Annotated in this window: 19 protein-coding genes and 1 tRNA gene; 15 read left to right on the top strand and 5 right to left on the bottom strand. The window is 67.7% G+C overall.

The features are described from left to right. From AFER_RS09420 to ctaF, 3 genes are read left to right on the top strand one after another with little or no spacing between them, the layout of a single operon-like run. The gene (locus tag AFER_RS09420; RefSeq protein ID WP_049755464.1) at positions 1-765 is read left to right on the top strand and encodes a cytochrome c oxidase subunit II; all 765 of its coding nucleotides are present in this window, start codon (positions 1-3) and stop codon (positions 763-765) included. Next, positions 762-2,453, top strand: coding sequence for a cytochrome c oxidase subunit I (gene ctaD, locus AFER_RS09415; protein WP_015799214.1), 1,692 nt, complete (start codon positions 762-764; stop codon positions 2,451-2,453). The genes AFER_RS09420 and ctaD overlap by 4 nt, the downstream gene beginning before the upstream one ends. Beyond that, on the top strand, positions 2,443-2,871 hold the full coding sequence (gene ctaF, locus AFER_RS09410) for an aa3-type cytochrome oxidase subunit IV (RefSeq protein ID WP_015799213.1): 429 nt from the start codon (positions 2,443-2,445) through the stop codon (positions 2,869-2,871). Before ctaD ends, ctaF begins: the two co-directional genes overlap by 11 nt. Positions 2,872-3,145: 274 nt before the next feature. On the opposite strand, the gene AFER_RS09405 is transcribed toward ctaF, so the two are convergent. The 3 genes from AFER_RS09405 to AFER_RS09395 all read right to left on the bottom strand — a co-directional run bounded on the left by AFER_RS09405 (position 3,146) and on the right by AFER_RS09395 (position 5,619). Beyond that, positions 3,146-4,024 carry an NAD(P)-binding domain-containing protein gene (locus AFER_RS09405; protein ID WP_015799212.1) on the bottom strand — a complete coding sequence of 293 codons (879 nt, stop codon included), beginning with the start codon at positions 4,022-4,024 and terminating at the stop codon, positions 3,146-3,148. Then, positions 4,021-4,938, bottom strand: a complete 918-nt coding sequence (locus tag AFER_RS09400) for an NADP-dependent oxidoreductase (protein WP_015799211.1) — start codon at positions 4,936-4,938, stop codon at positions 4,021-4,023. Before AFER_RS09400 ends, AFER_RS09405 begins: the two co-directional genes overlap by 4 nt. Before the next feature lie 468 nt (positions 4,939-5,406). Further along, positions 5,407-5,619 (bottom strand): Sec-independent protein translocase subunit TatA/TatB, encoded by a 213-nt coding sequence (locus AFER_RS09395; protein ID WP_015799210.1) that lies wholly within the window; start codon positions 5,617-5,619, stop codon positions 5,407-5,409. Positions 5,620-5,665: 46 nt separating this feature from the next. Here AFER_RS09395 and AFER_RS09390 point away from each other — a divergent pair, with 46 nt between their 5' ends. Further along, positions 5,666-6,295, top strand: a complete 630-nt coding sequence (locus AFER_RS09390; RefSeq protein ID WP_015799209.1) for a DedA family protein — start codon at positions 5,666-5,668, stop codon at positions 6,293-6,295. Here the strand turns inward: AFER_RS09390 and AFER_RS09385 are convergent. Then, positions 6,264-7,142, bottom strand: coding sequence for a glycosyltransferase family 2 protein (locus tag AFER_RS09385; protein ID WP_171788991.1), 879 nt, complete (start codon positions 7,140-7,142; stop codon positions 6,264-6,266). The genes AFER_RS09390 and AFER_RS09385 overlap by 32 nt on opposite strands. Between AFER_RS09385 and AFER_RS09380 the strand changes: the two genes are divergently transcribed. Beyond that, positions 7,129-8,706: a UDP-N-acetylmuramoyl-L-alanyl-D-glutamate--2,6-diaminopimelate ligase gene (locus AFER_RS09380; protein ID WP_083769391.1), complete on the top strand. Its 1,578-nt coding sequence runs from the start codon at positions 7,129-7,131 to the stop codon at positions 8,704-8,706. The genes AFER_RS09385 and AFER_RS09380 overlap by 14 nt on opposite strands. Positions 8,707-8,850: 144 nt before the next feature. Here the strand turns inward: AFER_RS09380 and AFER_RS09375 are convergent. After that, positions 8,851-8,925, bottom strand: a tRNA-Arg gene (locus tag AFER_RS09375). A gap of 120 nt (positions 8,926-9,045) precedes the next feature. Between AFER_RS09375 and AFER_RS09370 the strand changes: the two genes are divergently transcribed. From AFER_RS09370 to AFER_RS09325, 10 genes are read left to right on the top strand one after another with little or no spacing between them, the layout of a single operon-like run. Next, entirely contained in the window at positions 9,046-10,668 is a 1,623-nt protein-coding gene (locus AFER_RS09370) for an arginine--tRNA ligase (RefSeq protein ID WP_015799206.1), read from the top strand. 2 nt (positions 10,669-10,670) lie between these two features. Continuing rightward, positions 10,671-11,951 (top strand): diaminopimelate decarboxylase, encoded by a 1,281-nt coding sequence (gene lysA, locus AFER_RS09365; protein WP_015799205.1) that lies wholly within the window; start codon positions 10,671-10,673, stop codon positions 11,949-11,951. Further along, positions 11,948-13,225 (top strand): homoserine dehydrogenase, encoded by a 1,278-nt coding sequence (locus AFER_RS09360; RefSeq protein WP_015799204.1) that lies wholly within the window; start codon positions 11,948-11,950, stop codon positions 13,223-13,225. Before lysA ends, AFER_RS09360 begins: the two co-directional genes overlap by 4 nt. 11 nt (positions 13,226-13,236) lie before the next feature. Next, the gene (gene thrC / locus AFER_RS09355; protein ID WP_015799203.1) at positions 13,237-14,307 is read left to right on the top strand and encodes a threonine synthase; all 1,071 of its coding nucleotides are present in this window, start codon (positions 13,237-13,239) and stop codon (positions 14,305-14,307) included. Between the two features lie 49 nt (positions 14,308-14,356). Next, on the top strand, positions 14,357-16,141 hold the full coding sequence (rho, locus tag AFER_RS09350; RefSeq protein ID WP_015799202.1) for a transcription termination factor Rho: 1,785 nt from the start codon (positions 14,357-14,359) through the stop codon (positions 16,139-16,141). A 60-nt stretch (positions 16,142-16,201) separates the two neighbouring features. Further along, the gene (rpmE, locus tag AFER_RS09345) at positions 16,202-16,426 is read left to right on the top strand and encodes a 50S ribosomal protein L31 (RefSeq protein ID WP_015799201.1); all 225 of its coding nucleotides are present in this window, start codon (positions 16,202-16,204) and stop codon (positions 16,424-16,426) included. Continuing rightward, the gene (locus AFER_RS09340; RefSeq protein ID WP_015799200.1) at positions 16,392-17,321 is read left to right on the top strand and encodes a hypothetical protein; all 930 of its coding nucleotides are present in this window, start codon (positions 16,392-16,394) and stop codon (positions 17,319-17,321) included. Before rpmE ends, AFER_RS09340 begins: the two co-directional genes overlap by 35 nt. Next, on the top strand, positions 17,318-18,391 hold the full coding sequence (prfA, locus tag AFER_RS09335) for a peptide chain release factor 1 (protein WP_015799199.1): 1,074 nt from the start codon (positions 17,318-17,320) through the stop codon (positions 18,389-18,391). The genes AFER_RS09340 and prfA overlap by 4 nt, the downstream gene beginning before the upstream one ends. Next, the gene (gene prmC, locus AFER_RS09330; protein WP_049755463.1) at positions 18,388-19,167 is read left to right on the top strand and encodes a peptide chain release factor N(5)-glutamine methyltransferase; all 780 of its coding nucleotides are present in this window, start codon (positions 18,388-18,390) and stop codon (positions 19,165-19,167) included. The genes prfA and prmC overlap by 4 nt, the downstream gene beginning before the upstream one ends. Beyond that, positions 19,154-19,831 (top strand): L-threonylcarbamoyladenylate synthase, encoded by a 678-nt coding sequence (locus tag AFER_RS09325; RefSeq protein ID WP_015799197.1) that lies wholly within the window; start codon positions 19,154-19,156, stop codon positions 19,829-19,831. The genes prmC and AFER_RS09325 overlap by 14 nt, the downstream gene beginning before the upstream one ends. Positions 19,832-19,873: the final 42 nt, after the last annotated feature.

Below are 19,873 nucleotides of genomic sequence, written 5' to 3'. Positions count from 1 at the left end.
ATGTCGAGGCGGAGCATCACCAATCGTCGACGGTGGCGTCGACGACTCCGCGGACCTGCGGTCGTGGCTGCTGCTGGGACGGTGCTTGCGGCCTGCAAGCTACCGACGTTTGGGGCCTACACGGGGAACACAGTTCAAGGGAACGCGACGTTCCACCTCTGGCAGGGGTTCTTCGTCGCTTCGATCTTCGTGGGCGGCATCACGTTTGCCTTGCTCATCTACGCGATCATCCGGTTTCGCCGCCGGGGCGACGCGATTCCGAAGCAGGTCCACGGCAACACGCCGCTCGAGATCTTCTACACCGCGGTGCCGATCCTGATCGTCGCGGTGCTGTTCTTCTTCACGGTTCGAGTGGAGAACAAGGTCGATGCTGTCGCGAAGAAACCGGCGCTGCGCGTCGATGTGACGGCGTTCCAGTGGGGCTGGAAGTTCGTCTATCCGAGCTACCACGTCACCGAGATCACCCAGGGGCCGACGGGATACCCGACGTTGGTGCTGCCCGTCGGCGAGACGTCGACGTTCCGGCTGGTGTCGAACGACGTCGTGCACGGGTTCGACCTTCCGAACTTCGACTTCTCGCGGTACGCGCTCCCTGGTGTCGTCAACTACTTCGATTTCACCCCGCAGCACGATGCGAGTTTCGTGGGCCGTTGCTCGCACCTGTGCGGCTTGTACCACGCTGACATGCTCTTCTACGTGAAGGTCGTGTCCGCGAGCCAGTTCATGACCTGGATTCATCAGCAGCAAGGGAGGGCCAGCGCATGACGACGCTGCACGAGCCGGAGCTGCTCCTCGGAGCAGAGCAGCCGGTGGAGCAGGGGGAACATCGGGAGCCGGGGGGGTTCTACCGGTGGGTCACCTCCGTCGATCACAAGGTGATCGGCAAGAACTACATGTACACCGCGCTGGTGTTCTTCTTCATCGCGGGATTGATGGCTGAACTCATGCGCACGCAGCTGTTCAACCCGAACGGCCATGTCGTGTCGCTCCAGACGTACAACGCTCTGGTCACCATCCATGGGTCGATCATGCTCTATCTGTTTGCGGGCCCGATCGCGTTCGCTGGGTTCGCCAACTACCTGGTGCCGATCATGATCGGCGCTCCGGACATGGCCTTCCCGCGGTTGAACAGCCTCTCGTACTGGTTCTACCTGTTCGGGGGCACCACCATGCTGTTCGGGTTCTTGACGGCGAGTGGTGCGGCCGCCTTTGGTTGGACCGGCTACACCCCACTGTCGACGGCGACCTACTCGCCGGGACCCGGGGCTGACCTGTGGATCGCATCCGTTGCGATGGTGGGCTTCTCGGGCATCTTCAGCGCGGTGAACCTGGTGACCACCATCTTCTATCTGCGTGCGCCTGGCATGACCATGTTTCGCATGCCGCTCTTTGTCTGGTCGATGCTCATCACGGGGATCCTGATCCTGATCGCCTTCCCTGTCTTGACGGCGGCGCTCGTGATGCTGTACGCGGATCGACACTTCGGGGCGCACTTCTTCACCGTGTCCGGCGGTGGTGTGCCCGTCATGTGGCAGAACCTGTTCTGGTTCTTCGGGCACCCCGAGGTCTACATCCTCGCCCTGCCGTTCTTCGGCATGATCTCAGAGGTGGTCCCGGTGTTCTCGCGCAAGCCGATCTTCGGCTACAAGGGGATGGTCTTCGCTACCCTTGCGATCGCGGGTCTGTCGACCGGGGTGTGGGCTCACCACATGTTCACCACGGGCACGGTCCTGTTGCCGTTCTTCTCGGCACTCTCGCTGCTGATCGCGGTCCCCACCGGCATCAAGGTCTTCACGTGGATCGCGACGATGTGGGGTGGGCAGGTGAAGTTCAACACCTCGATGCTCTTTGCGGTGGGATTCATCGCGGCGTTCGTCATGGGGGGCATCACCGGCGTCATGTTGGCGTCGCCTCCGATCGACTTCTACACGCACGACACCTACTTCGTGGTCGCACACTTCCACCAGGTGCTCATCGGGACGACGGTGTTCGCGATGTTGGCGGGGTTCTACTACTGGTATCCCAAGTTCACCGGGCGGCTCTTGCACGAGGGGATCGGCAAGGCGCACTTCTGGATCAGCTTCATCGGCTTCTGGATCACCTACATGCCTCAATACCTGCTTGGCCTTCGCGGGATGCCGCGGTGGGTGGGCGTGTACTCCCCCAACTTCACATTCTTGAACCGTGTGTCGACGGTGGGTGCGTACGTCCTCGGTATCGGCATGGCGATGCTGATCGTCAACCTCTACTGGTCGTGGCGTCACCCGGTACCGGCCGGTGACAACCCGTGGGATGGTCATACGCTCGAGTGGGCGACCTCGTCGCCGCCGCCAGCGCACAACTTCCATTCGCTGCCGCCGGTGCGCTCGACGCGCCCGGTGTGGGACATGAACCACCCGGAGCACTCTGATGCAGTGCCGGTCGTGACGGGAGGTGACGAGAGTGCGGAATGAGTCGCGGGTCTACCTCGGGGTAGGTTCGTTCTTCGTCGTCATCTTGCTCGTGTACTTCTTCTGGAGCCACGAGTCGACCGGTTCCGTGCTGCTGCTGGCCTCGGCCGGACTTGGGCTGTTGCCAGGTCTCTACATCGGCTGGTGGTCCAGGCGGATGAAGCCGCGCCCCGAGGACGTGTCCGTCGTGGAGCCAGCTGACATCTCCGGCGTGATCGGACAGTTCCCCGAGCACACGATCTTCCCGTTCGTACTGGGCGCTGGCGTCTGGTTGGTCGCGCTGGGCTTCGTGTACGGAGTCTGGTTGGTGATGATCGGGATCGGCTTCGTGCTCGGTGCAGCGTACGGGGCGACCCAAGAGTCGAAGCGCGCCTCCTGGTCGGAGCCGGAGAACGCCGGGATGGCCCGTACGCGCGAGTAGCGCGGCGGGCAGTGTGGCTTGGAGCGGCGGGGCACACGAGCCCCGCCGCTCCCTCGTCTCGGAGCAGGGTCGCGGGAGGTGGCCGACCATCGATCGAGGGCATGGTAGGGCTCCGGGTGCGGTTGGCTCGGCGCGGTCGCGCTGAGGTCGCGAGAAGGTACCGAGCCCGTAATGGCCGGAGTGGGGCGGCGCGCCAAGGGTCGTTGTTCTGTCGTCGCTCCCTCCCTCCCGGTCGCACGGAGGTGCGCCGTGGGCGGGTTGGGTGGCCGAAAAGTCAGCCGGCGCGAGCGTCGAGAGCGCGCGCGAGGACGGCGACCTCGGTCCCTCCGAGCCCCGCCGAAAGGAAGACGGATCCTTCGCGCCTGCGCGGAGGATCCTCGATGAGCGACCAGAGTGGCGTGAGCGCGCGATCGGTCGCAACCGAGGATGGGCCGAGTTGGGCTGGTGCGTCCGTGACGATCATGCGTGCACGATCGACGAGGAGCGCGGGCAGCTCCGAGGCTCCGATGTCCTTGGGCCCCAGGGAGCTGACGAGGGCGTCCTTGGGCACCGCGCTCGGATCCACCACTGGCTGGGTCGAGGGAGTCGCCAAGATCACCACGTCGACCTCGACCGCCGCGTCTTCTGCTGTCTCGGCTTCGGCGACGTGGTCGACGAGGCGGCGGAAGCGCTCGAGCCATTCGGCTCGCGCGGCCGCGTTGCGGCGAAAGATACGCACTTCGTGGATCTGGCGCAACGCGCGAAGGGCCCAGATCTGGTGCCACGCTTGCTGTCCCGCACCCACGATGCCGACGGTGAGCGGGCCCGGTGGACGCAACGCGTCGATGGCGATCGCGCCGATCGCTCCGGTGCGCCGGCGGCCGAGCTCGGGCCCGTGGGCAACCGCCGTGAGTCGGCCGTCTCGCGACCAGAGCGCGACGAGCTGGTCGTCGACCGAGGTCGAGCCGAACCGATCGTAGACCCGAAAGCCATAGCCGTACGGCGCTGCTCCGATCGTGAAGACGAGTGCGCCGTCTCCCACGCCAACGACTGTGCGCGCAGGGGCGGCAAGTTCGCCCCGAGCTGCGGCCCGGAGCGCGTCGCGCACCCCTTCGATGGCAATGGCAGGCGTCAGCCGAGCGGTCACGTCGGACGGGTCGAGCAGGACGGTCATGCGTCGACGTCGATCACGATCTTGCCTCGGGTGTGGCCCCCCATGGAGAGCTCGAAGGCCTGGCGCACGTCGCGGAGCTCGAATCGTTCGGCGATCGGAACAGTGAGACGTCCCTCTCGAACCCATCCGGCGAGCGTGTCGAGGCCGTCGGGGTCTGGTCGAACGAAGACGTAGTGCCCTCCCAGGGCCCGCACGCTCGGGTCGGCGACCGAGGCGAGACGCGAAGGATCGGCGAGGATCGCAAGCGCCTCGCGGGACCAGTCTGCACCGACGAGATCGAGTGCCTTGTCGATCCGCCGCCCACCGAGAGCCTCCGCGAGCGCGACGGTGCGATCGATCGGCTCGGCACCGAGGTCGCTGATCGCCGTGGCGCTCGCGGCCGACCCCGTCGCGAGGACGTCAGCACCGAGGATCCGCGCGATCTGGATTGCGAAGCTTCCCACGCCTCCGGCTCCGGCTGCCACCAGGAGACGTTCGCCTGCTGCGACTGTGAGTCGTTCGGTCAGGGCCTGGTAGGCCGTGAGGCCGGCCAGGGGGATCGCGGCTGCGGTGGCCGCGTCGATGCCGTCGCGGCGTGCTAGGACTCGCTCGGGGACGCAGGTGATCTCGGCGAACGTGCCGACGTGCACGAAGTCGAGGCGGGCATAGCCGAAGACCGGGTCGCCGGGTGCAAAGCGCGTGACGGCAGGTCCGACCTCCTCGACCGTGCCCGCGACATCCCAACCGGGTACGACTGGAAACGTGGCATAGATCATCGGGGCTAGGCGACCGAGGAGAATCTTCCAATCGACGGGATTGACGGCCGCGGCCTCAACGCGAACGCGGACCCAGTCGGGCCCGAGCTTGGGTTCGTCGAGCTCACCGACCTCGAGGTCGTCGAGTGACCCAAAGCGACGGTAGAACGCTGCTCGCATCGCCACCTCCTAGAACGCCACCCTAGAGAGTCTCTCGGCCGTGTGGACACTCCTGGGCGAGCGAGCAGATGCCTGTGCGTCCGCACGAGCCATCGAACCAGGGTGAGCTGGGTGCTCGGGCCGGACGCTCTCCGTCCGTGCGTACGCGCAGCGCCGCCAGCATGTGGTGCCGGAGTGAATCGTGTCGACGGGAGCTTCGCGCGGGAGCCGCGATGCCCGGAGCGCGCGATGAAGAGACTCGTGCGTGAGCGCTCGCACGGTCGTACCGATAGTCGGGCCGAGCGTCGCAGCCGTCCCCGGGGCAGGTGGCACTGAGCCGGTCTTTGGTTCCTCGTCTTGGTGCCGACGAGCCTTCGCGCTCACGGGTGCGAGGTGACGTCACGCAGCACCGATTCGCATCACCCACACCTGTCACAGGCGATTACGCATCACCGATGGTGGTGCGACAGCGCGGTGGGGCGTGCCGCGCTAGGAGCTTGCGTCGTCGCTGGAGGGACTCTCTGGCGAAGGGGGCTCCGACGTCGTGCGCTTCGGACCTTCCTGGGCGCCGCGCTTGAACTCTTGGGTCGCTGTTCCGAGTGAGCGTGCGACCTTCGGGAGCTTCGAACCGCCGAAGATGAGGAGCGCTACGATCAACACGACGATCAGGTCGAACGGACCGAGCACGTCTGCGAGTACCATCGGACTCCTTAGTCTCCCGATCTAGCCTACTCGGGGAGCGCGTGGCGTGGCGGTATTCATTCGGCTTTTGCTGTCGGTTCCGACATGGCTGGTCTTGGTCCTGGTCTTTGGCTTTCCAGCTCTCGAGTCGTCGATCTTTCTCGGGTTCATCTTCCCTGGCGAGACGTCGGTGGTGCTCGGCGGGGTGCTCGCTGCGGAGCACCGGTTCCCGGTGTGGGAGTCAGGATCACTGGCTGCGCTGGGGGCCATCGTCGGTGACTCGGTCGGGTTCTGGGTGGGGCGCCGTTTCGGCGAGCCGCTCCTTGCCAAGGTCCCGGAGCGCCTGCTCTCGAAGCGACAACGTGACCGAGCGGTTGGATTCGTCCAACGCAGGGGAGCACTCGGCGTCGTCGTCGGTCGCTTCACGACCGTCCTTCGTGTGCTGGTGCCGGGCATCGCGGGCATGGCCGAGATGCCCTATCGTCGTCGCTTTCTGCCGGCCAACGTGGTAGGTGGCGTCGGGTGGGCAGCGCTCTACACGGGTCTCGGTTACGTGGCTGGAAGGAACTACAGCTCGGTCCTCACCTCGGCAAGCCTGACCAGTACGGCTGTGCTGGCGGCGATCGTGGTGGTGGCGCTCGGACTCTGGTTGTGGCACCACGTCATCACGCCGCGGCGCGACCGCGCCGCCGGTTGAGTCGTTCGAGGAGGAACGGTCCGAGGAGGCCCCTCGCAGCGCGAAGGTGAGCGTGGGGCGGAGCGAGCAGGACGTCCTTCAGCGCGTCGAGCGCACCGGGCCAATCGCGAACCAGGACCTCGGCGACGAAGAGCCGTTCGAGGTGCCATGCGAGAAGGTCCTGTGCGTCGTCGGGATGGAGCACCCCGCGCTGGCGCTCGCGCTCCATGACGGCGATCGCTCCTGCGCGCAGGCGTCGGAGATCCTTCGAGACGCCACCCGGACTGTCGCGGTAGAGGACGAGCGGGGCGTGAAGGAGTGCCACCGGGCCGTGGAGTGCACCGCGTAACCAGCAGTCCCAATCTTCGACGCCGTCGAGCGAGGCGTCGAATCCTCCGATCGCATCGAGCACAGCGCGTCGCATGAGGACGGTGGAGGTCTGAAAGCGATTCAAGACGACGAGGTCGCGGTAGCCGAACCACTCCAGGTGGCTCGCGGCAGGCACCCCGAGCTGGTCGAGGGCCCGCGCCCAATCGGTGGCGACGATCGCTGCGTCGCCGTGGCGCTCGACGACCGCGACCTGCTCGGCGAGCTTGGCTGGATGCCACACGTCGTCGGCGTCGAGGAACGCGATCCAGTCTCCGTGGGCTGCGCGGACCCCGGCGTTGCGAGCACGCGACGGGCCTTGATTGGCTTGACGGATGATGGCGCTCGTAAGGCCGCTGCGCTCGACGACCGCGATGGTGTCGTCGGTCGAGCCATCGTCGACGACGATGATCTCGATCGGGGGATACTGCTGGCGGTGCACGCTCTCGAGCGCGTCGGTGATCGTGGCCGCGGCGTTGTAGGCGGCGATGACGACGCTCACGGTGATCGCTGGGTGCGAGGTGGGAGAGGGGGCCGTTGATCGCTCCATGGGGAGCGCTAGCCTAGCTGAAGAACCCAGAGAGGAAGAGGCAAGGGCCGTTGTGCTGACGCTGCGTGATCTGCATGGACTCGTGCCAAGCGCTCGTCTGGTGGGCGACCCCTCGGTGGCGATCGCCGACATCACGCTGGATTCACGGTCGGTCTCGCCTGGAGCGATGTTCTGTGCGACGCGGGGATCGCGTTTCGATGGTCATGACTTCGTCAGCGATGCGATCGCGCGTGGCGCCGTCGCGCTGCTCGTGCAGCACGAGGTGGCACTCGACATCCCGCAACTCGTGGTTCCGTCGGTGCGGCACGCGATCGGCGGGCTCGTCGCGGGGTTCTTCGGCCGTCCATCGGAGCGGCTCGATCTCGTCGGCATCACCGGCACCAATGGCAAGACGACGACCTCGTACTTCATCGACTCCATCTTGAGCCTTGCCGGCCGCCGAACTGGACTCATCGGCACCATCGAGGCGCGCTTCGGGGACTCCAACCGTCCGTCGATGTTCACCACGCCCGAGGCGCCCGAGCTGCATCGCTTGCTCCGGCAGATGGTCGACGACGGAGTCGACTCCGTCGTGATGGAGGTGTCGTCGCACGGAATCGACCAGCACCGTATCGACGGCACGAGCTTTCGAATCGGGGTCTTCACCAACCTCTCGCCCGAGCACCTTGACTATCACGGCACCATCGAGCAGTACTACGCGGCCAAGGCCCAGCTCTTCCTACCCGAGCGAACCAAGCAGGCGGTGATCGGCACCGACACCGAGTGGGGCGTGCGGCTCGCGACCCAGGTTCGCATCCCTGCGGTGACCTACGGGCCAGCCCCGTTTTCGGACTATCGCGTCGAGGACGTGCGCTACGACGAGTACGGGACGATCTTCACCGTGGTCGTCGGCGGCCGGCGTCGCTGGCGTCTGCGTGTGCCCATCTACGGCATTCACAACGCCTACAACGCGGCAGCGGCGGTGGCGGTCGCAGAAGCGCTCGGGATCGAGGGCGACACGATCGAGCGGGGGCTGGCCGAGTGTCATCAGGTCGCGGGGCGCTTCCAGCGGATCGACGCGGGACAACCGTTCACGGTCGTGGTCGACTACGCGCACACGCCGGATTCGCTGCGAGCGCTCATTGCGACCGCACGAGCGCTCTCCCCGAAGGGACGAGTGATTCTGGTTGCGGGGGCTCGGGGCCGACGTGACCGCCTGAAGCGTCCCGAGCTGGGACGGGCCGCAGCGACCGCCGACGTCGCCATCTTGACGGCCGACAATCCTGGCGACGAAGACCCAGGTGAGATCGTGGCGCAGCTGCTCGCAGGCACGCTCGACGTGGACCACAAGCAGATCATCGTGGAACTCGATCGGCGTGGAGCGATCGGCCACGCGATCGAGATCGCCGAGGAGTCCGACGTCGTGCTCATCGTGGGGCGCGGCCACGAGCAGACCTTCCGGGTGGGCCAGACGGTCTACCGGTTGGACGATCGCGAGGCCGCACGTGAGGCGATCCTCGCGAAGCTGGCTCGGTAGCAACGGAGTACCGGCCTCGCTCGATCGGGGACCGAGCCCACCGGATGCGAGCCCACTGGGACGTGCCCTCGTCGGAACCACGCGTCGTCGACGGGTGCTCAAGTCGCCAGGCTCAGGCACCAGGCTCGTCGACGCGCGACGCTCTGGTGCCCCCGGCAGGATTCGAACCTGCGCACCCGGCTCCGGAGGCCGGTGCTCTATCCCCTGAGCTACGGGGGCCACACGCTGCGACGCTTCGAGTGTACTCGTCGGGCGACCTCGTGGTTCCGATGCCGCGGGCCGGTAGGCTGGCTCGGCAGTATCCCCGGGCAAGCGCCCCTGGCAGCGTAAAGGACGTAGGTGACCACCGCGGGTTGGCTCCACGAGGTTCTGGTGACGGCGGTGCACGAGGAGCTTCGCGCTCGCGGCATCGCTGATGCGGTCGAGGTCGGCCCACTCGTCGAGCCGCGCGAGCGCGCGCACGGCGACTTGGCGACGCCTATCGCGCTCGAGCTGGCGCGCACGGTCGGGGTCGCACCTCGTGTGCTCGCCGAGGCACTCGTTGCGCGTCTCGAACCGCGTGTCGCTGGCCGTGTCGAGCGTCTCGAGGTCGCTGGCCCTGGTTTCGTGAACATCCATCTCAGCCCAGCGGCCCTGCTCGGCGACGTGCAGGCGATGGCGGCCGATCTTGCGGCCGCGCTCGCTGTCGACGTCGGTCACGGTGCACGGGCGCTCGTCGAGTTCGTCTCGGCGAATCCGACCGGTCCTCTCCACATCGGCAACGGTTGGCTCAGCATCTACGGCGACGCCCTTGCACGCTTGTTGGCCCACGGAGGGTTCGAGGTTTCGCGTGAGTACTACGTGAACGACACTGGCGGCCAGATCCGCTCGCTCGGTGCCTCGATCCTCGCGGCACGCCGAGGGGAGCCCATCCCCGAAGAGGGCTACCGCGGCGACTACGTCCACGAGCTCTCGGGCCGCTACGACGGCCCCGACGACGTGGTCGCGGCGGGCAGCTGGGCTGTGCCCGAGATCCTCGCCATGATCCGAGCCACCCTCGAAGAGCTCAACATCCACTTCGATTCGTGGTACTCCCAGGCAGCGATCGAAGGTGGCGGACTCGTCGAGGAGGTCGTCGCACGCCTGAGTGCTCTCGACGCGACCTACGAGGCCGACGGTGCACTCTGGTTTGCGGCCGAACGCTTCGGCGATACGCGTGATCGCGTGCTGCGCAAGGCGAACGGTGACTACACCTACCTCGCGGGCGACATCGCCTACCACTACGACAAACTGGTCGTGCGGGGATTCGACCTCGCGATCGATGTGTTCGGCGCCGACCACCACGGGCAGGTGGCGAGCCTGCATGCAGCGATGCGCGCCCTCGGGATCGACGACCGGCGTCTCGAGATTCGGCTCGGGCAGATGGTGTCGCTCCTCGACAACGGTGCTGCCGTGAAGTTCTCGAAGCGTGCGGGAACGGCGATCGCGCTCTCATGGCTCGTGAAGGAACTCGGGGCGGATGCGACCCGCTTGCTCGCGCTGTCGTCGTCGATCGACCGTGCCTCGCAGGTCGATCTCGTCAAGGCTCGGGCCGAGTCGAGCGAGAACCCGGTGTACTACATCCAGTACGCCCATGCGAGGGTCGCGGCGCTCCGTCGACAGGCGGCAGCCATGGGTCTCGCTCTCGACCCCGCCGCATCGCTCACTGCCCTCGGCCACCCTCGCGAGCTCGAGCTGGCTCGTGTGCTCTTGCGCCTCAACCGTGTGCTCGAGACCGCGATCGTCGAACGTGCGCCGCATCGCGTCGTCGCCTGGCTGCTGGAGGCGGCCTCGGCGTTCCACGGCTTCTACCACGACTGCCCGATCCTGGTCGAGCCCGACCCACTGGTACGCGGGGCCAGGTTTGCACTTGCGGACCTCACCGGTCAGGTGCTGGCGCGGACGCTCGCCTTGATCGGGGTCCGCGCGGTCGAGGAGATGTAGGCGTGGGTGAGCGCCTCGGTGCGCTCCCAGTGCGCCTGTGGCCTCGTGGGGCGGGCATCGGCGCGAGCGGCGAGCTGACGATCCAGGGCATCAGCGTGCACGAGCTGGCCGATCGCTTCGGCACGCCGCTGTTCGTCTACGACGAGGACGAGGTACGAGCACGCATCGACGAGCTGCGGTCGGGGCTGGGTGCGCTGCAGGTGACCTATGCGTCGAAGGCGTTCTCTGCGGTGGCGATGGCCCGCATCGTCGCCGACACCGGGCTCTGGTGGGACGCTGCCTCGGCCGGGGAGCTCGAGGCGGCTCGTCGAGGCGGCGTGCCTGCGGAGCGTATCGTACTCCATGGCAATAACAAGGGCGTCGATGAGCTCCTGCTCGCCGACGAGGTTGGGGTCGGCAGAATCGTTGTCGACGCCCACGAGGAGCTCGAGCGCATCGCGCGTCTTGGTCTCGGCCGTCGGCGACTCTGGCTCCGCGTCGTGCCGGGGATCGAGGCCCACACCCACGCCTTCGTCCGCACGGGGCAGGTCGACTCCAAGTTCGGGCTTCAGCTCGACGATGGCTCTGCGGAGCGAGCACTCACGTGGGCGCGTGCGCACGGCCTCACGGTCGTGGGGATCCACGCCCATATCGGGTCACAGATCTTCGACCTCGATCCCTTCGGCGAGCTCGCCGGGCGTATGGGGGCGGTGCGCGAAGCCTGGGGGGTCGACGAGGTCAGCCTCGGTGGCGGCATTGGCGTGCCCTACGTCCGTGACGAACGGGCACCGACGCTCGAGGAGTGGGGGCGCTCCATCGCCGAGGCGACAACGCTGGCCGGCATGGATCCGGAGCGCACCTTCGTCGAGCCGGGCCGCGCGCTGGTGGCTCCCGCCGCGATCACGCTGTACCGTGTCGGCGTGGTCAAGCGGATCCCGGGGGTGAGGACCTACGTGGCCGTCGACGGGGGCATGTCGGACAACCCTCGACCGGTGCTCTACGGGTCTGGCTACGAGGCCGTCGCCGCCGGCCGACTCGAGGCGCCGCACACGACGGCGATGCGCGTGGTCGGTAAGCACTGTGAGTCCGGAGACGTGCTGGTGGCCAACGCCCTGTTGCCGGAAGACCTCGCTGCTGGCGAGCTCATCGTGACTCCGGTCACGGGGGCGTACGGCTACTCGATGGGGTCGAACTACAACCGGTTGCCGCGTCCGAGCGTGGTCATGGTTCGTGACGGCGTCGCCCGCGAGATCGTCCGTCGCGAGCAGCTCGATGATCTGTTCCGTCTGGAGGTGGGCTCGTGAGAGTCGCGCTGCTCGGGTGTGGCGTCGTTGGCTCGAGCCTCGTCCGGTTGCTCGATCGCGACGCTGCGCTGCTCGAGCGGCGCCTCGGTGAACCGATCGAGCTCACCTCCATCGTCGTGCGTGACATCCAGCGACCACGTGACGCCTGGGTGCCCATGGGACTCGTCACCGATGACCTCGATGCTGCCATCACCGATCCGAGCGTCGACATCGTCGTCGAGCTGATGGGCCAGCCGAAGGTGGCGCTGTTGGCGCTGGAGCGCGCGTTGCTGGCGGGTAAGGCGGTGGTGACGGCGAACAAGGACGTTCTCGCCGACCACCTCGGGAGGCTCGAGCGACTCGCCGAGGCGAGCGGTGTCGATCTGCTGTTCGAGGCCGCCGTCGCAGGTGGGGTGCCACTGATCCGAGTCCTGCGCACGTCGCTGTTCGGGGAGCGTCTCTGGTCCTTGCAAGGCATCGTCAACGGGACCTCCAACTTCGTGCTCACGCGCATGAGCGAGACGGGCGCAGAACTCGCGGAGGCGGTGGCCGAGGCGGAGCGACTCGGCTATGCCGAGGCCGACCCGAGTCGAGATCTCGACGGTCGCGACGCCGCCGCGAAGGCCGCCATTCTCGCATCCCTCGCGTTCGAGCGCAGCGTGCGCGCGGATCACGTGCGGACCGAGGGCATCGTCGGCGTCACCGCCGCCGACGTACGCTTCGCGCACGCGAGCGGGTCTGAGATCAAGCTCCTCGCCACGGCGCGGCGACTCGACGAGGCCGATGGCGAGGCGCTGAGCGTCGAGGTCTTTCCTGCGCTCGTGCCGAGGGAGCATCCCCTTGCGGGCGTTCGAGACGCCGCCAACGCCATCTTCGTCGAAGGTCAGGCGGTCGGTGAGCTGGTCTTCATCGGCCCGGGAGCGGGTGGGCTGCCGACTGCGGCCGCCGTGCTCGCGGACATCCTCGAGGCTGCGCAGAACCGCCGGGCGGGGCGCCGCAGTACGGCACCGGCTCGAGAGGAGCCGACAATGCTGTCGGCTGGGTCGATCACCGGCAGATTCGCGATCTCGCTGCTCGTGCGCGACGCTGCTGGCGTCCTTGCGCGGGTGGCTGAGGTGTTTGGCGAGGAAGGGGTGTCGATCGCGCAGGTGGAGCAGCTCGGAGCCGGGGAGGGCCACGCCCACCTCATGCTCGTGACGCACGAGGCGACGCTGGAGCAGATGGAGGCGATCGATCGCCAGTTGGTGACGCTCGGCGACGTGGTCGGACGTCGGCAACGATACCGGGTGCTGTGAGGAAGCGAGCGATGGCACACGACGATGGCGTTGTGAGACGGCTGCGGTGGCCAGGCATCCTCGAGGCGTATCGGAGCGCGTTGCCGATCGAGGACGGGGCTGAGCTGGTCTCGCTCGGCGAAGGGGGGACGCTGTTGCGCTACGCACCGCATCTGTCCGAGCGGGTCGGCGCACGCGTGTTCTTGAAGCTCGAGGGCTTGAATCCGACCGGTTCGTTCAAGGATCGCGGGATGGCGCTCGCGGTGACCAACGCGAAGGCTCGCGGAGCGAGGGCGGTCATCTGCGCGTCCACGGGCAATACCTCGGCCGCAGCTGCGGCGTATGCGCGAGCGGCGGGCCTGGCGAGCGTGGTCGTCGTGCCGTCGGCAGGCATCGCACGGGGCAAGCTGGCACAGGCGTTGCTCTATGGTGCGCGCGTCGTCGCGATCGAGGGGTCGTTCGACGATGCCCTGGTGGCCGTGCGGCAGCTGGCCGAGGCCGATGGGGTCGCGCTCGTCAACTCCGTGAACCCGGATCGACTCGAGGGTCAAAAGACGGTTGCGTTCGAGATCGTCGACCAGCTCGGGGATGCACCGACGGTCCAGGTGATGCCCGTTGGCAACGCCGGCAACATCACGGCGTCGTGGCGTGGCTACCGCGAAGCGCATGCCGCGGGTGCGACGACGCGTCTGCCCAGGATGGTGGGGGTCCAGGCCGAGGGCGCTGCTCCGATCGTGCGCGGAGAGGTCGTCGAGCATCCCGAGACGATCGCGAGCGCGATCCGGATCGGGCGTCCGGCTTCGTGGCAAGGTGCCCTGAACGCCACGTCGGACTCGGGTGGGACGGTGCTCGCGGTCTCGGACGACGCCATTCTCGAGGCCTATATACTGCTCGCAAGAGAGGAGTCGGTGTTCTGCGAGCCCGCCTCAGCGGCTTCGGTTGCTGGCCTCCTCCGACTGGACCTAGCGCGGTCAGACACGGTAGTGTGCATCCTGACAGGGCATGGCTTGAAGGACCCGGACACCGCGCTGCGCACTGTGGAGGGACCCGTGCCGTCGTCTGCAGGTCTTGACGCGATTGCTCGAGCTGCTGGACTGGCGTGACCGCGCCAGTGCTGCGCCTGTTCCTCCTGACCAAGAAGGGATCTACCCCATGGTGAGTTCCACCGACGTGCTCGGTGATCTGGCACGCCGCGATCGAGAGTCGCTGCTGGCGATCGCGCGTGAGCTCGGTGTCAAGGTTTCGTCCCGATCGCGCAAAGCGGAGATCATCCAGGCGATCGAGGCGTCGTCGATGGCACGCCGATCCGCGAGCGACGAGGGGGATCGCAGCCTCTTCGCGAACGAGGACGCAGCCGCCGCGGTGCTTCCGCCGCTGCCCGCGGACGATGCCCAGGCTCGTGACGCGCTGAGCGTCGTCGGGAGCGGACCGCGAGAGCGGGGTCAGTCGTCGACTCGGCGACGCGAGCGTCGGCCCCAAGCCGAGAGCGCGACCGAGGGGACCCGAGAGCCGACCCTCGCGGAGGCCGATCGCCTTGCGGTCGACCTCGCGCGGCTGCTGCCTCCGATCGCCGTGGATGCGAGTGTGCAACGGAGCGATGGCTCGCCAGGACGCGGCGAGGCCAGTCCGGCCGCAGCGCGGACGGAGGCACACGCAGAGAGCGACGGGGCTCCTGAAGCATCGGAGCAGGTGCGCGGTGAGGTTGCTCGTCGTGGCGACGAGGGCAGTAGTCGTCGCTCGCGTCGTCGGCGCAACAAGGATCGCGGTGACCGGCCGGCCGAGGCGGAAGGACCGCAGGTCCAAGAGCTCATCGAGGCCGTCGGTGTGCTCGATCTTCGCGACGAGGGTTATGGCTTCTTGCGAGCGAATGGCCGTCTGACGTCATCGCGGGACACCTACGTCCCGGCCTCGCTCGTTCGCAAGTTCGGGCTGCGCAAGGGCGACCAGATCGTCGGTCAGGCGCGGGCGAGCTCCCAGAACGAGAAGTTCCCGGCGCTCGTGCGCGTCGAGCGCGTCTTCGACATGACGGTCGAGGATGCTCGCCGTCGCCCTCGCTTCGAGGATCTCACGCCGCTCTTCCCGGACGAGCGGCTGGTGCTCGAGAACGCCGAGGATCCGCTCGAGCTCACCACACGCATCATGGATCTCGTTGCGCCGATCGGCAAGGGTCAGCGCGGACTCATCGTCTCGCCGCCGAAGGCCGGGAAGACGACCGTGATGAAGCAGATCGCGCACGCGATCGAGCGCAACAACCCTGAGGTCGTCCTCTTCGTGTTGCTCGTGGACGAGCGACCGGAGGAAGTGACCGACATCCGACGCTCGGTCAAGGGAGAGGTGATCGCGTCTACCTTCGACCGGCCCGCGGAGGAGCACACCCAGGTCGCCGAACTCGTGATCGAGCGAGCGAAGCGGCTCGTTGAACTCGGGCACGATGTCGTGATCATCCTCGATGGCATCACGCGTCTCGCTCGTGCCTACAACCTCGCCCAGCCCGCGAGCGGGCGCATCATGTCCGGTGGCGTCGACTCGGGTGCGCTCTATCCTCCGAAGAAGTTCTTTGGTGCCGCCCGTAACGTCGAAGAAGGCGGCTCGCTCACGATCCTGGCGACCGCGCTCGTGGAGACCGGCTCGAAGATGGACGAGGTCATCTTCGAGGAGTTCAAGGGAACCGGCAACATGGAGCTGCGCCTGGACCGGCGCCTCGCGGAGCGCCGCTTGTTCCCAGCGATCGACGTGAACGCCTCGTCGACGCGACACGAGGAGCTCCTCTTCACTCGCGACGAGTTGGCGCAGGTCTGGAAGCTGCGCCGAGTCCTCGGTGCGATCAGCCAGGAGGGCACACCGGCTGCGGGTCTCGAGCTCTTGATCGACAAGATCCGCTCGACGCGCTCGAATGCGGAGTTTCTCGCCGAGATCGCGCGTAGCCCTGGCATCTAGCGCAGCCCAGGCATCCTCGGCAGCGCTCTCGGAGTCCACCATCAGTGTGAAGGAGGCATCGTGAAGGAAGGGATCCATCCCCAGTACGTGGTCGCGACCGTGCACTGCTCATGCGGCAACACGTTCCAGACCCGATCGACCAAGTCGGAACTGCACATCGAGCTGTGCAACCAGTGTCACCCGTTCTACACCGGTCGACAGAAGCTCGTCGACACCGGTGGTCGCGTCGAGCGCTTCCAGCGCCGCTACGGTGACCGAGCACGGCGCGGCCAGCAGGCACGCTGAGCTCGCGTTTGTCGTCGCGAACGCGCTGGCTCCCGACGGCGTCGTCGTCGAGCTCCCCGATCGTGGCGCGTTCGCAGACGGCGCTGCGCGTCGTCGAGACGGTGAGATCGTCGTGGTGACGACGACGGGCGCGGCCGGCGCGGTTGCGGCCTGGGTCGAGTATCGCCACCTTGAGCGTGTCCGTATCGTGACGCTCGGGCCAACGGAGCGTCTCGATCGCGTCGCTGCGGCCCTCAAGGGGACGCACGCGGTGCTCGAGCAGCTCGTTGGGGGACGCCCCGTCCCTGTCGAGCCCTGGGCACCGCCTGTCACGACCGACGCCGACTGGGAGCGCGATGCGTGGCTCCGTGCCTTGTATCGAGCCGTGGCCGACGTCGTGCCGGTCGGCGTGACGTCGTGGCCGGATGCGGTCCTCGTCGAATCGGCTGGTGTCACGATCGGTGGGCGAGCCGACGGCGAGCGTGTTGTCGGTGTCGATCCGCGCGACTGGGCGATGCGTCGGGAGCTCGGATTGGACGAGGAGGGTCTGCTGGCGGAGGCGCGCCTGCTCGCCCGGCGACTCCGTGATGGCCACCATGGTCGAAGCCCCGGGGTCGAGAGCGTGCCGCGCGCGATTGCGCGCCGCTCTCGAGCCACGTGGCTCGAGCAGGAGCCGCTGCGGCCCTTCGAGCCCGATCGCGTTCGTGAGGCGGCGGGCCGAGCGTGGGCGTGGGCGCCGGACGGCACCGTCGTCGGGTTCGGCCGAGCGGTCGATCCGTGGCTCCCCATCGAGGCGCGTGCCCTGGCCGGTGACTGGTCGAGCGTCGTTCGGCTCGTCGTCGCGGGGAGCGCGCCCCTCGGGGCTCGTATCGCCGAGGCCTTTGGACCGTGTGAACTTATCGAGGAGACGCCATGAGCGAGGATCGGTACGAGCGTTTCGAGCACGAGTACGCTCGGGTGCTCGAGGAACTGGCGGATCCTGCGATCTTCCAGGACCAGCGACGCGCCCGGGAGGTCGCTCGCCGTCACAAAGAGCTCGAGGCCATCGTCGGAGCCCTCCGACGGGTGCAGGCGCTCGAAGGCGATCGCGACGCGGCGAGGGAGCTCTATCGGGGCGCGAGCCCCGCCGAACGTGAGGAGCTCAAGGCCGAGCTCGATGAGATCGATGCCGCGCTCGCGCGAGCTCGCGAGGCACTCGAGCTGTTGCTCCTGCCGTCGGACCCCAACGACGGTCGCGCGGTGATCCTCGAGATCAGGGGAGCCGAAGGAGGCGAGGAGGCGAACCTCTTCGCCAAGGACCTCGCCGATATGTACGAGCGTTGGGCCGATCGACGGTCGTGGAAGGTCGAGGTCCTGTCGCGAAGCGTGTCGGATCTCGGGGGCTACGACGACGTCACCCTGCTGGTCAGAGGGGATGACGCCTGGAAGCGGCTCAAGCATGAGGCGGGTCCGCATCGTGTCCAACGGGTGCCGGTGACCGAGACCCAGGGCCGTGTCCACACCTCCTCGGCCACCGTCACCGCTCTGCCCGAGGCGGACGAGATCGAGGTGTCGATCGACCCGTCGGACCTGCGCATCGACGTCTATCGATCGACCGGGCCGGGTGGCCAGTCCGTGAACACCACGGACTCTGCGGTTCGTATCACGCACCTGCCGACGGGGATCGTCGTCGCCATGCAGGACGAGAAGAGCCAGATCCAGAACCGCGCCAAGGCGCTCCAGGTGCTGCGCGCGCGTCTGCTCAAGCTCGAGCAAGACAAGCGTCAAGCCGAGCTCACCGCCACGCGCAAGGCGCAGATCCGCTCGGGGGGTCGGTCGGAGAAGATCCGCACGTACAACTTCAAGGAGAACCGCGTCACCGACCATCGCATCGGCCTGACGCTCTATCGGCTCGACCAGATCCTCCAGGGCGACCTCGACGAGCTGTCGGATGCGCTCCTCGTCCACGAGCGCGAGGAGCAGCTCGCCGCGTTGCGCGATGCGTGAGCGCGGAGATGCGACCTGCTGAGCGACGCTGGTTCGACGAGGCGGTGGCGCGACGCGCCGCCTCGTCCGGTGCGAGCGCCGCAGTCATCGCGCGCCGTCTCGAGGCCCGCCTCGCGGCCGGCGAGCCCCTGCAGTACGTGCTCGGCACGTGGTCGTTCCGAGGTCATGAGCTCCGGGTCGACCATCGTGCGCTGATTCCGCGCTACGAGACCGAGCAGCTGGTCGAGCACGTCCTCGCGGCCGTGCGCACCGGGATGCGCGTGCTCGACGTCGGTACGGGCTCGGGTGCCATCGCGATCTCCCTTGCCCTCGAAGGTCCGCGCCTCGAGGTGACGGGGAGCGACGTCGATCCCCGTGCGCTTGCGCTCGCGCGGGAGAACGTTCGAGCGACAGGTGCGCTCGTCACGCTCGTGCGTCGCTCCTGGTTCGAGGGGGCAGAACCTGAGTCGCTCGACGTCGTGGTCGCCAATCCCCCCTACGTCGCAGCGTCCGAGTGGGAGCGTCTCGACCCTGCGGTGCGAGTGTTCGAACCTCGGGTGGCACTCGTACCGGGCCCGTCGGGTCTCGAGGGTCCGATGGCAGTCATCGGTGGTGCGCGGGTCGCCTTGCGGCCGGGAGGGTGGCTCTTCATGGAGATCGGTGAGACACAAGGGGAGCGGTTGGTGGCCGAGGCGAGCGCGCAGGGCTACGGTGATGTGACCGTGGAACGCGATCTTGCCGGCCGGCCCCGGGTGCTCGTCGCGCGGTGGCCTGGAGCGACTCGTGCGGCTTCGTGAACTCCTCGGCGATCAGCCGGCTGAGCCCTCGCTCGAAGGAGTCGAGGCGTTTCGACGCGCGGCCACGATTCTCGATGGAGGTTCGGTCCTCCTCATGCCGACCGACACGGTCCCGGGGTTGGTCGGATCCGCGACGAGTCGACGCGCGCTCGAGCGCATCGCGGTGTTGAAGGGTCGCTCGACCACGACGCCGCCGCCGGTGCTCGTCGGATCGATCGACGAGGCGCTCGCCTACGCCGAGCCACGTCGCCGGTCGAGGCTCCGGGCCCTCGGCGCGCTCTGGCCGGGACCGATCTCGGCCGTGGTGGACGCCCCAACGCTCGCGGACGTGGTCAATCCCTCGGGCCGGAGCGTTGCACTGCGGGTCCCCGACGTCGAGTGGCTGGCCGAACTCGCCACCGGTCGGCCGCTCGCTGCCTCCTCGGCGAACTGGCACGGTGTGGCGACGCCATCGGACGTCGACACGGCGCTCGCCGACCTCGTCGCCCACGGCAGTCCGGTCGCTGGTCGGCTCGCTGGCGTCCTGTGGGCTCCAGGTCCCTCGGGCCGGGTCGCGTCCACGATCGTGGACCTGACGGGTCCGCAGGTCCGGGTGCTCCGCCAGGGTGCGGTCGCGCCATCGGACGTCGAAGCCGTGCTCGGCGAGCCGGTCGAGGTTCGCTGAGGCTCCACGGGCGAGACGCCTACAATGAGGCGAGAAGGGAGG

It is taken from the genome of Acidimicrobium ferrooxidans DSM 10331, assembly GCF_000023265.1.
Classification (GTDB): Bacteria; Actinomycetota; Acidimicrobiia; order Acidimicrobiales; family Acidimicrobiaceae; genus Acidimicrobium; species Acidimicrobium ferrooxidans.
Note: the sequence above shows the minus strand (reverse complement) of the source record. Positions and strands in the feature narration are given on the sequence as shown.

Excerpts from the sequence above, each read along its gene's own strand:
- AFER_RS09420 (WP_049755464.1), top strand. The coding sequence starts at position 1 with ATGTCGAGGCGGAGCATCACCAATCGTCGACGGTGGCGTCGACGACTC.
- ctaD (WP_015799214.1), top strand. The coding sequence starts at position 762 with ATGACGACGCTGCACGAGCCGGAGCTGCTCCTCGGAGCAGAGCAGCCG.
- AFER_RS09405 (WP_015799212.1), bottom strand. The coding sequence starts at position 4,024 with ATGACCGTCCTGCTCGACCCGTCCGACGTGACCGCTCGGCTGACGCCT.
- AFER_RS09400 (WP_015799211.1), bottom strand. The coding sequence starts at position 4,938 with ATGCGAGCAGCGTTCTACCGTCGCTTTGGGTCACTCGACGACCTCGAG.
- AFER_RS09395 (WP_015799210.1), bottom strand. The coding sequence starts at position 5,619 with ATGGTACTCGCAGACGTGCTCGGTCCGTTCGACCTGATCGTCGTGTTG.
- AFER_RS09380 (WP_083769391.1), top strand. The coding sequence starts at position 7,129 with ATGACGACGCTCACGGTGATCGCTGGGTGCGAGGTGGGAGAGGGGGCC.
- thrC (WP_015799203.1), top strand. The coding sequence starts at position 13,237 with ATGGCACACGACGATGGCGTTGTGAGACGGCTGCGGTGGCCAGGCATC.
- rho (WP_015799202.1), top strand. The coding sequence starts at position 14,357 with ATGGTGAGTTCCACCGACGTGCTCGGTGATCTGGCACGCCGCGATCGA.
- prfA (WP_015799199.1), top strand. The coding sequence starts at position 17,318 with ATGAGCGAGGATCGGTACGAGCGTTTCGAGCACGAGTACGCTCGGGTG.